Source organism: Jatrophihabitans sp., from assembly GCF_035474675.1.
Lineage (GTDB): Bacteria > Actinomycetota > Actinomycetes > Mycobacteriales > Jatrophihabitantaceae > Jatrophihabitans_A.
On record NZ_DATINC010000153.1, the window covers coordinates 1 to 12,764 of the forward strand.

Consider the following 12,764-nt stretch of genomic DNA (forward strand, 5'->3'; position numbering starts at 1 on the left):
TCGATGAAGTTGGCGCCGCCGCAGTACCAGACGTAGTTGAGCTGGGTGCCGGCCGGGTTGCGCAGGTTGATCGTGAAGCAGTGCGGGTAGCTGCCGCCGGAGAGGTTGACGAAAACCTTCTGCCCGGCAGCGCCGGTGAAGGTCAGGTCGGCGACCTGGCCGAGGCTGGTGGTAGCGGTGTGTGCGATGCCGTCAGCGTTGACCGCCGTGCTGGCGTCGGCCGCGACGGTGTTGATGGCCACGGTGACGCTGCCGGTGTCGGTGCCGGGTGGGTCGATGTGCAGGCTGTAGGTGCCGGCGGCGGGCAGTGTGGTGGTGTCGATGAAGTTGGCGCCGCCGCAGTACCAGACGTAGTTGAGCTGGGTGCCGGCCGGGTTGCGCAGGTTGATCGTGAAGCAGTGCGGGTAGCTGCCGCCGGAGAGGTTGACGAAAACCTTCTGCCCGGCGGCCCCGGTGAAGGTCAGGTCGGCGTTCTGCCCGGAGACGGTGGTGACCGTATTCGAGCTGCCATCGGCGCTGACCGGGATGCTGAAATCAGTGACGATTGTGCTGACTGCGACGCTCACGCTGCCGGTGTCGGTGCCGGAGGGGTCGATGTGCACGCTGTAGGTGCCGGCGGCGGCGAGGGTGGTGGTGTCGATCGTGGCGCTGCCGCCGCAGTACCAGACGTAGTTGAGTTGGGTGCCGACCGGGTTTCGCAGGATGATCGAGAAACAGTTGGGATAACTGCCGCTAGAGACGTTGACGAAGACCTTCTGCCCGGCGCTGCCAGTGAAAGTGAAATCGGCGACCTGCCCCAGGCTGGTGGTGACGGTGTGCGAGCTGCCATCGGCGCTGACCGGGACGTTGAGATCGGCCGCGACGGGTTTGATAGCGACGCTCACGCTGCCGGTGTCGGTGCCGGACGGGTCGATGTGCACGCTGTAGGTGCCGGCGGCGGGCAGTGCAGTGGTATCGATGATGGCGCTGCCGCCGCAGTACCAGACGTAGTTGAGCTGGGTGCCGGCCGGGTTGCGCAGGATGATCGAGAAGCAGTTGGGGTAGCTGCCGCCGGAGACGTTGACGAACACCTTTTGCCCGGCGGCGCCGGTGAAGGTCAGGTCGGCGCTCTGCCCCAGGCTGGTGGTGACCGTGTGCGAGCTGCCGTCAGCGTTCACCGCCGTGCTGGAGTCGGCCGCCACGGTATAGACGGCGACGCTCATGCTGCCGGCGTCGGTGCCGTATGGATCGATGTGCACGCTGTAGCTGCCGGCGGCCGGCAGTGCGGTGGTGTCGATGTAGGTGGCGGCCCCGCAGAACCAGACGGCGTTGAGCTGGGCGCCGGCCGGGTTGCGCAGCAGGACCGAGAAGCAGGTGGGATAGCTACCGCCGGAGACGTTGACGAAGACCCGCTGACCAGCGGTGGCGGTGAAGGTCAGGTCGGCGTTCTGCCCCAGGCTGGTGGTGACCGTGTGCGAACTGCCATCAGCGTTCACCGCCGTGCTGGAGTCGGCCGCCACGGTATAGATGGCGACGCTCACGCTGCCGGCGTCGGTCCCGTATGGATCGAGGTGCACGCTGTAGCTGCCGGCGGCCGGCAGCGTGGTGCTATCGATGTAGGTGGCGGCCCCGCAGAACCAGACGGTGTTGAGCTGGGCGCCGGCCGGGTTGCGCAGCAGGGCCGAGAAGCAGTTGGGGTAGCTGCCGCCGGAGAGGCCGACTAGCACCCGCTGACCAGCGGTGGCGGGAAAGGTGAAATCGGCGGCCTGCCCCAGGGCGGTGCTGACGGTATGTGAACTGCCATCAGCATTGACCGGGACAACAGCGTCAGCTGGCACGGTATAGACGGCGACGGTGGCGCTGCCGGTATCCGTACCACCGGGGTTGAACACCAGGGTGTAGCTGCCGGCTTCGGTCAGCGTGGTGGTGTCGATGTAGGCGCTGGCCGAGCAGGCTGACGTGCTTGCCGTGCTCGTTCGGCTCGGGTTGAGCAGGGTGACGATGGCGCAACTGGTGGCGCGTGCGGTGTTGCCGGTGATGCTGACGTACACCCGCTGCCCGGCGGTTGCGGTAAAGGTCAGATTGGCGCTCTGCCCGATGCCGGTGGTGACGGTTTTGGGCGTGCCGTCGGTGGTAATGGGGCTGGTGGAGTCCACTACCAGGTTCAACGTTATCGGCAGCGAGCCGCCGCTGCCATTCGTGGAAAGGGCCACGGTGTAGCTGCCGGCCGTCGGCAGCAGTTGGTCGAGGTAGTTGTTGGTAGCCGCGCAACTGTCCGAGCCGATCGTCACGCCGTGCGGGTCGTAGATGGCGAGCGTGCCATTGCAGGATGGGACGCTGGAGGTGCCCTCTTGCACGAACAGATGGCTATTCGCGGACGCGTCGAAGACGGCCAGCGCGACATGCCCGGAGCCGGAGGTTGCCAGCGTCACGGCGCCCGGCAGCGTCACCCGCTGACCGGTGTCGAGGGTGCTGGCCGCCAGTCCGGCAGGCAGCACGTACAGGTCCGCCGTGCTGGTGGCCGACCCGGCCGGGGTGGAGAGCGTGACCTTGCCGGAGCCGACCGCGTTCTGCGGAACGGTGACGGTGAGGCTGCTCGCGCTGGCCGCGGTCACCGGCGCCCGGGTCTGGTTGATCTGCACCACGTCGCGGGCCGGGTTCGGGTCGAAGTGGCTGCCGCTGATGGTGAGGATCCCGCCGAGGCCGACCTGGCTAGCGCTGAGGCCGGTGATCGTGGGTGCCTGGCCGGGCGGATCCACGGTGAAGCTGGGCCCGGTTGCCGTCACGCCGCCGACGGTGACGGTGACCGGCCCGCTGACCGCGCCGGACGGCACGGTGACGATGAGCGATCCTGGTGCCGCCGAGCTGACCGCCGCGGTGGCGGCGCCGAAGCTCACCTGGTCGTTCGAGGGGGTGCTGCTGAAGTTGGCGCCCCGGATGGTGACCGTGCTACCCGGAGTCGCGTGCTGCGGAGTGACGCTCAGAAGCTGCGGGCCGGTGCCGGTGCTGGGCGTGGTCGCGGTCAGGTTGCCGGCCGCGTCGTAGCTGTGGGTCACCGAACCCACGCCCGGCTCGCTTGCCCCTACCAGGCGTCCCAAAGCGTCATAGCTGTAGGTCACCGAGCCGGCCGCGGGCAGCGGAAGAGGGGCGGAGGTGGCCGGGCTCTCGAAGTTCAGCACCAAGCCGGCCACGACGATCAGGACTGCTGCATCACGCAGTCGGGCAACGGGACGGCGAGGGCTCATCGGAGCCTCCTAGTTCGCGAGCAGTGCCGGAACAAACGTGATCAGCTACCTGAGCAGGACCATCAAGTTAAACCAGGATGAGACGGGCAACAGTAGAGAGATGAAAGCACTGCCGTTCGGTTAAAACAAGATGTTTGAATGAAGCAGTTCGATCAATTGTTAAAAGGTTCGTTACAGTTCCTTTACGCCTCCTTCCACTCAACCGGTGGCTCCGAGATATCCGCCGTTCGATGGGCTGGGGCGTGCCGCTGCAGAGCATTCGTGCAGGCACCGAGGCCGGCGAATACCCGTCAGATGCGGCAGGTTCGCCACCATGAAAGGTTGAGCAGAAGGGCAAGGCGCGCTATTTCAAATAATATTTAAATGTTTTCTTCATTCGTCCTAGGTAATAAAGTTCCCACTCATGCCCCCTTCTTTTCCTGGCGAGGTATCCCGGCGAGCCGCGCTCTCGGCCGCGTTCGGTGCCGTCGCGGCGGGGGCGGCCGGCTGTACTACGTCACATGCCCGACCGGGCGCGGCGACCGCAACTGTCGCCGCTAGCACCGCCAGCACCGCGATACCAGCGGTCCTAACCGAGCCGTTCTACGGCCCGCACCAGGCCGGCGTGGTCACTCCGGCGCAGGCCTGCCAGTTGATCTCCGCCCTGGACGTGACCGCGACCGACGCGGCCGAGCTACGCCGGCTGCTTGACGACTGGACCGCGGCCGCGGCGCTGCTGACCAACGGCAAGCCGGTGCCGGCCCCGGCGGACCGGCTTGCACTCACCGACACCGGCGAGGCGGGAGATGCGTCACCGTCCCGGCTGACCATCACCATCGGCTACGGGCCGCGCCTGTTCGACGCCCGGTTCGGCCTGGCCCGTCGCCGACCCGTCCCGCTGGCCGAATTACCCCGGTTCGGCAACGACAATCTGCAACCGGCCTGGTGCGGCGGCGACCTGGTGCTGCAGGTCTGCGCAGACGACGCCCAGATCGCCTTCCACGCCCACCGGCAACTGCTCCGACTCTCCGCCGGCCTGGTCACGGTGCGCTGGTCGCAGTCCGGCTTCCGCGGCCCACAGCTCGGCGATGATGCCAAGCCGCTCACCCGCAATCTGTTCGGCTTCCACGACGGGGTCCGCAACCCGGCGCTCGACGACAGCAAAGCCTTGAACAACGTGGTGTGGGCCGGCGGCACGGACTGGATGGCCGGCGGCAGTTACCTCATCACCCGCCGGATCCTGCTGTTCACCGACGGCTGGGACGACGTGCCCGACGACCAGCAGCAGCGGATCATCGGCCGGGACAAGCAGTCCGGCGCGCCGCTGTCCGGGGGCAGCCTGACCAGCTCACTGAATCTGGCCGCTACCGCCGCAGACGGCAGCCCGGCGATCCCGCTCGACTCGCACGTCCGGCTGGCCTCGGCCGAGCTGAACGGCGGTGCGCAGATCCTGCGGCGCAGCTACGCCTTCTCCGACGGGTCGCCGCCCGGCATCCAGGCCGGACAGATGTTCTGCTGCTTCCAATCCGACCCACGCACCGGCTTCCTCCCGATCCAGCGCCGGCTCAGCCGCTCGGACGCGCTGAACACCCACACCCAGCACGTCGGCAGCGCGATCTTCGCCATCCCACCAGGCGTGCGAGCCGGCCAGAGCTGGTCAGCAGCACTATTCGGTCAAACCTGATCCGGCCGCCCGCACGGTGGGGCGCGGGCCGGTGGTCCGTCGAGCTCGGCCAAGCTAAGCCGATGTCGAATGCTCGGCTGTAGGACCGCTGTGCCCACGAAGCGCACACGTTTACCCGGCTCTAACCGGTCGTAGGACTGCCTCGCCACTCTTGCCCGATCGAGATTAGCCATAGAAAGTAGGGCGAAAGTGGGGCGGGTGGGACTCGAACCCACGACCCAGGGATTATGAGTCCCCTGCTCTAACCGGCTGAGCTACCGCCCCCTGCGCCATGCCGACCCAGGAACGCGGCGGTCGCGCGCCCGATATGAGCCGGCAGGAGCACCGATTGTCACATGCGCGGCGCGCCACCCTCCGCCGAGGTCGTGCCCACCCCAGCTCTCCCGATCACTCGGCGATCTGGCTGAGCGCCCGCAGCGACAGGAAGGTCAGCACCACCCCGGTCAGCCCGATGGTCAGCGCGCAGGCGCCCAGCGAGCCCCAGTGGATGCTCGGGAAGAGCACCAGATCGCGCAACCCGGTGATGACGTAGGTGACCGGGTTGAACCGGGCCAGCGTGCGCAGCGGCCCAGCCAGCAGTTCCAGCGGCACGAAGTTCGGGGTCAGGAACAGCAGCGGAAAGAACACGATGAACGAGGCGTTGGTGGTCTGGACGTTCTTGCTCTTCAACGCGATCGCCATCGCGATGCCGGCATAGGCCATGCCCCACAGCGCCGACAGCAGGATCAGCAGCACCACGCCGACCACGCCGGAACGCACCCGGGCGCCCAGCAGGAAGCCCACGAACAGCACCAGGGCCGACACCGCGGTCCCGCGCACCAGGTCGGCGGCCAGCCGCCCCCAGACGATCGCGGTACGCCGGATCGGTGCGGCCAGCAGCTTGTCGGTGTAGCCGATATCGATGTCAGTGACCATCGCCAGGCCGGACGTGACCGTGCTGACCGCGAACACCAGTGACACCGGCACCTGGAAGGCCACGTAGTGCTGACCGTGCAGGAACGGCGTATCGGGCGAGAAGATCTTGTTGACCTGCCCGATGTTGACGACCATGAAGAACACCGGGATGAACACCGCGGAGATGGTCGCCGCCGGCAGCCGGTAGATCTCCCGGACCGCCCGGCGGGCCAGCAGCAGGACCTCCCTCATGCCGCCGCCTCCGGGGTACCGCCCTCGATCCGCCGGCCGGTGGAGGCGAGGAACACGTCGTCGAGGGTCGGCCGGGCCAGCGAGACCGTGCCGGGCCGGATGCCGGCCTCGACCAGCAACCGCACCACGTCGGCCACCGCCGCCGCCCCCTCCCCGACGTACACCGCCAGCCCCTCGGCCGCGTCGGTGACGTGGTCGAGGCCCGGCAACGCGGCGAGCGCGTCCCGGGCGGCCTGGTGCTCGTCCGGGCGCAGCCCGACGGTGATCACGTCGCTGCCCAGCTTCGCCTTGAGCGAGTCCGGGGTGCCATCGGCGACCAGCCGGCCGTCGTCGATGATCGCCAGCCGCCGGCACAGCTGGTCGGCCTCCTCCAGGTACTGGGTGGTCAGGAACACCGTGGTGCCGGCGGCGTTGATCCGGCGCACCTCGTCCCACACCGTCGCCCGGCTGGCCGGGTCCAGCCCGGTGGTCGGCTCGTCCAGAAAGAGCACCTGCGGCTCGTGCACCAGCGCGGTCGCCAGGTCCAGCCGGCGCCGCATGCCGCCGGAGTAGGTCTTGACGGTCCGGTCGGCCGCCTCGGACAGCCCCACCAGCGCCAGCAGTTCGGCGCACCGGGCGGCCGGGCGCGGCACCCGGTACAGCCCGCACTGCAGCTCCAGCAGCTCGCGACCGGTCTGGCGCGGGTCGAGCCCGACCTCCTGCAGGGCCACCCCGATGCGGCGGCGGACCTCGGCCGGGTTCTTGACCACGTCCACCCCGGCCACCCGGGCCTGCCCGTCGGTGATCGGCAACAGCGTGCACAGCATCCGCACGATGGTGGTCTTGCCGGCGCCGTTCGGGCCCAGGAACCCGAACACCTCACCCCGCCGGACGCTCAGGTCGATGCCGCGGACCGCCTCGATGCCGGCCTGCCCGCGGCTGCCCCGGTAGCGCTTGACCAGCCCGCGCACCTCGATGGCGAACTCGGAATCAGTGTCCACATCGCTCCATCTCCCCGGCCCCGTCGGGCGCGGATGTCCAGTTGCGGGCTCGATGCTGGCAGCACCCTTTGACAAGCGGTGACCGCTACGGGCCGGCGAGTGCAGAGTCTGGCACCTGCAGCCCCCGCGCCGCCTCGGAATTGTTCCTGCCGCGCCAGTCCGACAGCTTTCGCCCGACCGGCACGCCATCCCGGGCGCCGGCAGGGTAGAAACATCGTGTGCAGCCGCATCCGGACCGCCCGCAGGGCAGCTGAGCCGTGGACCTCGACTCCGCTGCCGAGGAGCTCTACGGCGTGCCTGCCGAGGAGTTCACCGAGCACCGGACCCGGCTGGCGGCGCAGGCCAAGGCCGCCGGCGACAAGGCGCTGGCGGCGAGCATCGGCAAGCTCCGCAAGCCCGTGCAGGCCGCGGCCCTGGTCAACGAGCTGGTTCGCGCGGAGCCCGCCGAGCTGGGTGAGCTGACCGGGCTCGCCGAGCAGATGCGCGATGCGCACCGGCAGCTGCGCGGGCCGGAGCTGCGGGCACTGTCCGAGCAGCGCCAGCAGCTGCTGCAGCGGCTCACCGACCTGGTGCGCGATACCGCCGGGCAGGACGGCCGCACCGTCACCGAAGCGGTGCTGGCCCAGGTACGCGGCACCTTCGAAGCGGCGATCGCCGACGAGGGCGCCGAGGCGGCGGTGCTGTCCGGCCGGCTGACGACGGTGCTGTCCTACACCGGCTTCGGCGAGGTGGACGTCACCGACGCGGTGGCGGCACCGGTCCGCAGGCGGCACCTGAAGTCGGTTCCGGCCGGTGCCGATGCCGAACCCGTCGAGGCCGCCGAGGCCCCCGTAACCGCCGGCGAACGCCCGGCCGGCACCCGGGCCAAGCCCGGCTCGAAGCGTGCCGACACCGGATCTCCGGGCAAGCTCAGCAGCTCGGCCGAGGAGGCCCACGAGCGGCGCCGGCAACGTCACACCGAGCAGCTGCAGCGCGCCGAGGCCGAGCACGCCGAAGCGGTCCGGGCACTGGACTGGGCGCGCGAGGAGGCCGACCGGGCCGGGCAGCTGCACCAGGAGGCCACCGCCCGGGTGGAGCAGCTGCGCGCCGAGCTCGAACAGGCCCAGGAGCAGGCCTGGCGGACCGGACAGGCCAGCCGGGCCGCGGAACGGACCAAGCAGACCGCCGAGCAGGAGGCCGACCGGGCGGCGAGTGCCCTGCGGGCGGCCCGCGACCAGCTGGCCGACTAGCTGTTCTGAGCGCCGGGCTGCCGACCGGCTCGGGCGGAAACTGCCGGGCGGCTCAGCTCAGCAGCAGGGCCAGCTGCCGGGACTGCGCCACCAGCGTGCCGGCGCTGTCCCAGATCTCGAAGTCCTCCTCGTGGTAGCCCTCGATGAGGTACCGGGTGCTGACCCGGCAGGCCAGCCACCCCGGCGCCGGCCGGGCCCGCACGTGCACGCTCAGCTCGATCGTGGTGGAGACGAAGTGGCCCAGCTCGAACACCGCCGGCGCCGCCATGTCGACCAGCCCGGGCAGCGCCATGGTGTCGGGCTGCCGGCCGCCGGCCAGCCGCATCCAGAACTCAGCCTCGGCCCGGCCGCTCGGCGCGCCCTGCCGCCAGCCGGGCAGCCGCGGCACCCGGCACTCCAGCCGGCCGGTGATGCCGGGAGCGGTCAGGTCGGCCTCGCCCGGCAGCTCGCCGAACAGGTCCACGCAGTCGTCCGGAGCCGGCAGGGCGGGCGCGCTGCCGGTCACCAGGGTGGGCCCGTCGGCCTGGGACAGGTCGGCGAAGCTTGCCACCACCCGGACCAGTTCCTGCCCGCCCTGCAGCAACCGCGCGCCGCCGGTGGCCAGCGGCCGGCCGGACCGTCCGAGGTCGAGGAGGACCTCGGCTGGGCCGGGCAGCACCCGGCGCTGGTAGAACGCCGCCACCGCCAGCGGATCGGGCCTGTCCAGCGCCTGCCGCAGCGCGCGCAGGCAGACGCTCAGCACGTACCCGCCGTTGGCGTGCCCGCCCACGACTCCCCAGCGGTCGCTGATGGTCGCCTCGAAGCGGGGCCCGGTGCCGGTCACGGCGGTGTCGGCGTCGAACGGGTGGGAGTCGCTCACTGCTCGCTCACAGTGGCCGACGCTGCCCTAGCGGGTGCCGGCAGGCAAGGCGGTGACGCTGTGGGGTGGCCCACCCTGCAAGGATGGCGGGATGGACATGACCGGGTGGATCAGTGGACAGGTGTTCTTCCAGACCGTCGACCAGACGGAGGTCGAGCAGATCAATGCCTTCCTGACGTCCCGGGGCATCCTGTCCCAGGTGCTCACCCAGAGCGAGCACATGATGCTCGACCCGGCCGACCCGTCGGTGGGCGTCACCTCAGAGCGGTTCAGCATCGCCATCCAGCTCGGCGGCTTCCCGCAGGTGATCGGACCGGTGCTCAACGAGCTGCTCCAGCGCGCGCACGGTGCCGGCTGGGCGATCGAGGACGGCCAGCAGCCGTCCGGTGGCTGACCCGGGCCCTGACAGCCGGTGGTCAGCGCGGTTGCGCGGACCGGTTCGTCCAGACGTCGATCACGAAGTCGGAGTCGATGACCTGGGTCTGGCGGGGCAGGCCGAGGATGCTGTCCAGGATCCCGTGCAGGGTCTGGGTGTCGAGGATCCGCTCGGCGAACTCGTGCTGGTGGTGGCAGGCCAGCACGGTGGCGTCGCGGGCCAGGCTGTTGCGGGCCGCGGTGGCCAGTTCGGCCCAGGCCGCCAGGTCCAGCCGGTAGCCGACCTGGTGCAAGACGATCAGGTCGAACTTCTCCTCGGTCGGCCACTGCTCGGGCAGCTGCATCCAGCGCAGCTCGACGTTGCACAGGTGGCCGGCGCGGACCCGGGCCTTGGCCAGCGCGGGCCGGTTGTCGTCGGCGGCCAGCACCCGGTCGCTGCGCCGGGCCAGGCCCGCGGTCAGCTCGCCGGCTGCACAGCCCGGCTCGAAGGTGTTGCCGTAGCGCGGGTGGTTCAACGCGGACAGCAACAGGTCGCGCCGGCGTTCGGCCTGCCAGCCACTGCGCATGTGCCAGGGATCTTCGCACTGCCCGTACAGGGCGTTCAGCTGCTCGAGGTCGGTGGGCCTGGTAGTGGTGTCACTCGGGCTGATCATCATCGAAGGGTCGCCTCACCCCGTTGACCGGCCTCGGCAGGGTATGCGTCGCGAGGGCTGTCGAGTCCGGGAAGAACGGCTGCTGCTGAGCCGCGGATAAGAAAATATCAGTGATCGGGCGATCCGGCGCGTGGTCGGGGCAAATATCGCAGGATGCCGGTGGCCTGCGACAAGGCCGCGATGGGCCGGCGTTGGCGGCGGCGTAGGTTGACGGTGGTACGGCATTCGATCCGTGCCGGCCGGCTGAACCGCAGCGGCCCGTGCAGGCAGGCAGTCGGCTGTTCGACATCGTCCGCGCGGTGTCGTCGTTTCGAACCCCAGGCGCGGCCGGGGCCGGCATCGATCACCGATTCCACGGAGGTTGGCATGGCTGTAACCGCTTTTCAGGATCTGCCGCTCGCGGACTCCGACCGCTCCTGGGACGGCGACGCGGCGGAGAAACGGGTCCGGGCCTGGGCCGGCGCCGAGGACGAGCCCAACGACCGCTACCGGGATGCGCATGTCTGGTACGACGCCGACAAGAAGTCCAACTTCACCGGCTACAAGCTGCTGATCGCCGACGTGGTGGACGGCAAGCTGGTCGCCGTCCCCCGCGCGGTGCATGCGGCAGCGGCCGTGCTGCAGGGCTCGCGAGGCGGGATCAACCTGCCGGACAAAGACATCGACCGGGTGAAGAGCCACCTGGCCAAGTACTACGCCAAGCTGGACGAGACACCGCCCTGGGAGTGAGCAAGCCGTGCTGCCTGCCATTTGCCAGGGCCCGACGATCTCCGTACTGTGAGCCCGATCACAGCACTGGTCATCCCGTCGGACCGCGCCCCGGGCCTGGATTCCGGGGCACCGACAGGCCGTGCCGGTGCCCTGCGTGACGGAAGCACACGACCACGGGAGGCGTCATGCTCAACAGCTCAACGATCACCGCAAACATCCCTGCCAGCGATCTGCAACGGGCCCGGGACTTCTACGCCGACAAGCTCGGGCTGACCCCGTCGTTCGAGATGGGGGGCATGATGATGATCTACAAGACCGACGGCGGCACGATCTTCACGATCTACCAGACCGACTACGCCGGGCAGGCCGGCCACACCATCGCCCAGTGGCATGTCGAGGACGTCGACGGCGAGGTGCGCGACCTGAAGAGCAAGGGCGTCGTCTTCGAGCAGTACGACCTGCCCGGGGTGCAATGGCAGGACAACGTCGCCTCGATGGCCGAGATGGGCAAGGCGGCCTGGTTCAAGGACAGCGAGGGCAACATCCTCTGCATCGACGACGGCATGCCCGGCGACCTCTGACCGCCGGACAGCTCGGCTTCCCTCCGTCGCGGTCGGCAGTCGCCAGCCACCGGTCGATCAAGAAATCAGGTCGAAGGTGCAGTGCGTGCCGCTGGCAGTGGCCAGCTTGGCGTCGCAGGTGACGAGCGGCGCTGCCAGCTGTTCTGCGAGCGCGACGTAGGCGGCGTCATAGGCGGTGACGTTGTTCCGAAGCGACCAGATCCGGTCGAGCAACGGAGCCAGCGGCAGCCGCCGGACCGGCAGCCCGGCCAGGTGTCGAAGTGCGGCCGGGACCCGGCGTTGCAGCGCCGGATTGACCCGCACGAGTCCCCGAAGGGCCGATACCACCTCGACGTCCAGATGAGCCGGCGCGTAGAGCGCATCCCCGGTGGCGAGCCGGGCGACGACCGCATTCCGGCGCGGATCGTCGGCGAGATAGAACACCGCCAGGACTGAGGCGTCGACGACCGCGAGGCTCACGAGGCTTCGCGGACCTCCCGGACCGCGGCCACCGCATCCTCCAGCGTGACCGCACTGCCGGTCGCGGCCGGATACTCGGCCAGGTAGTCAGCCAGCCGGGCCACCCGAGCCGCCTCGCTCAGCTGATCGACCACGAAGGCGTTGAGGGACTGGCGGCGAGCGGCGGCCGCGGCAGCCAGCACGTCATAGACGTCGTCGGGGACGTCGCGCAGGTTCATCCGCTTCATGGTGCCATTATGGCACCCAAGGCCACCGCTCCGTGACGGCCGTTGCCGGCTCGTGTGTGACCAGTCGGTGACCACGCCAGCGGCGCTTGGCGCGGCTGTGGAGGTCGCACCTTCCCGGCCCCCTCTGGACTCGCGCCGAGGCTGTAAGGGGTCAGCCAGCCGCGACCAGGGCGCGCAACTCCTCGATCCAGGTGCCGGGATCGATGAAGTGGCCGCCGTCGGGATCCACGACCACCTTGGCGTCGGGGATGTGCGCACCCAGCCAGGCGGCGTGACCCGGCGAGATCTCACCGTCCCGGGCGCCGTAGCGGATGGTGACCGGTACCGCGATCTCGTCGAGGGAGAAGCCCCACCCGGCGAGGACCGCCAGGTTGTCGTCGACCCGGCCCCAGATTCCGGCGGTGAACCCGTCGCGCATCACGTCCACGAACTCCCGCACGGCCTCGGGACGCGCAAGCTCGGCGCCGGCCTGCTCGTCCCGAGCGGCATGCAGCTTCGCCCGGTCCAGCGCCATCCCCGCCAGCTTTTCCTCCGCCAGCCGCATCAGGTTCTCGTGCAGGGCACGCTCACCATCGAGCGCCCAGCCGAATTCCGCGACGCCCTCCGGGCTCATGCCGGCCCACCAGTCCAGACCCTCGGCCCCGAAGGGAGCGGAGC

13 protein-coding genes and 1 tRNA gene are annotated in these 12,764 nt (G+C 69.7%); 5 read left to right on the forward strand and 9 right to left on the reverse strand.

From position 1 onward, the window contains the following. Positions 1-3,224 (reverse strand): IPT/TIG domain-containing protein (locus VLJ82_RS17800; protein WP_408664700.1); only part of this gene is annotated, 3,224 nt, incomplete at its 3' end. 604 nt (positions 3,225-3,828) lie between these two features. Here VLJ82_RS17800 and VLJ82_RS17805 point away from each other — a divergent pair. Further along, positions 3,829-4,887 carry a Dyp-type peroxidase gene (locus VLJ82_RS17805; RefSeq protein WP_408664701.1) on the forward strand — a complete coding sequence of 353 codons (1,059 nt, stop codon included), beginning with the start codon at positions 3,829-3,831 and terminating at the stop codon, positions 4,885-4,887. A 190-nt stretch (positions 4,888-5,077) separates the two neighbouring features. On the opposite strand, the gene VLJ82_RS17810 is transcribed toward VLJ82_RS17805, so the two are convergent. The 3 genes from VLJ82_RS17810 to VLJ82_RS17820 all read right to left on the reverse strand — a co-directional run bounded on the left by VLJ82_RS17810 (position 5,078) and on the right by VLJ82_RS17820 (position 7,013). Next, positions 5,078-5,151: transfer RNA gene (locus VLJ82_RS17810), tRNA-Ile, on the reverse strand. Between the two features lie 123 nt (positions 5,152-5,274). Continuing rightward, positions 5,275-6,033 carry an ABC transporter permease gene (locus VLJ82_RS17815; RefSeq protein ID WP_408664702.1) on the reverse strand — a complete coding sequence of 253 codons (759 nt, stop codon included), beginning with the start codon at positions 6,031-6,033 and terminating at the stop codon, positions 5,275-5,277. Beyond that, positions 6,030-7,013 carry an ATP-binding cassette domain-containing protein gene (locus VLJ82_RS17820; protein WP_408664703.1) on the reverse strand — a complete coding sequence of 328 codons (984 nt, stop codon included), beginning with the start codon at positions 7,011-7,013 and terminating at the stop codon, positions 6,030-6,032. The genes VLJ82_RS17815 and VLJ82_RS17820 overlap by 4 nt, the downstream gene beginning before the upstream one ends. A gap of 257 nt (positions 7,014-7,270) precedes the next feature. On the opposite strand from VLJ82_RS17820, the gene VLJ82_RS17825 reads away from it, so the two are divergent. Then, positions 7,271-8,242, forward strand: coding sequence for a hypothetical protein (locus VLJ82_RS17825; RefSeq protein WP_408664704.1), 972 nt, complete (start codon positions 7,271-7,273; stop codon positions 8,240-8,242). Positions 8,243-8,294: 52 nt separating this feature from the next. Here VLJ82_RS17825 and VLJ82_RS17830 read toward each other — a convergent pair whose 3' ends face one another. Then, positions 8,295-9,101, reverse strand: coding sequence for a thioesterase family protein (locus tag VLJ82_RS17830; protein WP_408664705.1), 807 nt, complete (start codon positions 9,099-9,101; stop codon positions 8,295-8,297). A 91-nt stretch (positions 9,102-9,192) separates the two neighbouring features. On the opposite strand from VLJ82_RS17830, the gene VLJ82_RS17835 reads away from it, so the two are divergent. Next, positions 9,193-9,495, forward strand: a complete 303-nt coding sequence (locus tag VLJ82_RS17835; protein WP_408664706.1) for a hypothetical protein — start codon at positions 9,193-9,195, stop codon at positions 9,493-9,495. Between the two features lie 22 nt (positions 9,496-9,517). On the opposite strand, the gene VLJ82_RS17840 is transcribed toward VLJ82_RS17835, so the two are convergent. Next, the gene (locus VLJ82_RS17840; RefSeq protein ID WP_408664707.1) at positions 9,518-10,129 is read right to left on the reverse strand and encodes an SAM-dependent methyltransferase; all 612 of its coding nucleotides are present in this window, start codon (positions 10,127-10,129) and stop codon (positions 9,518-9,520) included. Positions 10,130-10,495: 366 nt separating this feature from the next. On the opposite strand from VLJ82_RS17840, the gene VLJ82_RS17845 reads away from it, so the two are divergent. Beyond that, a complete protein-coding gene (locus VLJ82_RS17845; RefSeq protein WP_408664708.1) occupies positions 10,496-10,858 on the forward strand; it encodes a hypothetical protein in 363 nt (120 codons plus the stop codon). 167 nt (positions 10,859-11,025) lie between these two features. Beyond that, positions 11,026-11,421, forward strand: a complete 396-nt coding sequence (locus VLJ82_RS17850) for a VOC family protein (RefSeq protein WP_408664709.1) — start codon at positions 11,026-11,028, stop codon at positions 11,419-11,421. A gap of 57 nt (positions 11,422-11,478) precedes the next feature. Here VLJ82_RS17850 and VLJ82_RS17855 read toward each other — a convergent pair whose 3' ends face one another. From VLJ82_RS17855 to VLJ82_RS17865, 3 genes are all read right to left on the reverse strand, one after another. Then, the gene (locus tag VLJ82_RS17855) at positions 11,479-11,880 is read right to left on the reverse strand and encodes a type II toxin-antitoxin system VapC family toxin (RefSeq protein ID WP_408664710.1); all 402 of its coding nucleotides are present in this window, start codon (positions 11,878-11,880) and stop codon (positions 11,479-11,481) included. Next, on the reverse strand, positions 11,877-12,107 hold the full coding sequence (locus VLJ82_RS17860; protein WP_408664711.1) for a hypothetical protein: 231 nt from the start codon (positions 12,105-12,107) through the stop codon (positions 11,877-11,879). The genes VLJ82_RS17855 and VLJ82_RS17860 overlap by 4 nt, the downstream gene beginning before the upstream one ends. Before the next feature lie 151 nt (positions 12,108-12,258). Further along, the coding region (locus tag VLJ82_RS17865) for an alpha/beta fold hydrolase (RefSeq protein WP_408664712.1) at positions 12,259-12,764 on the reverse strand (506 nt) is incomplete at its 5' end.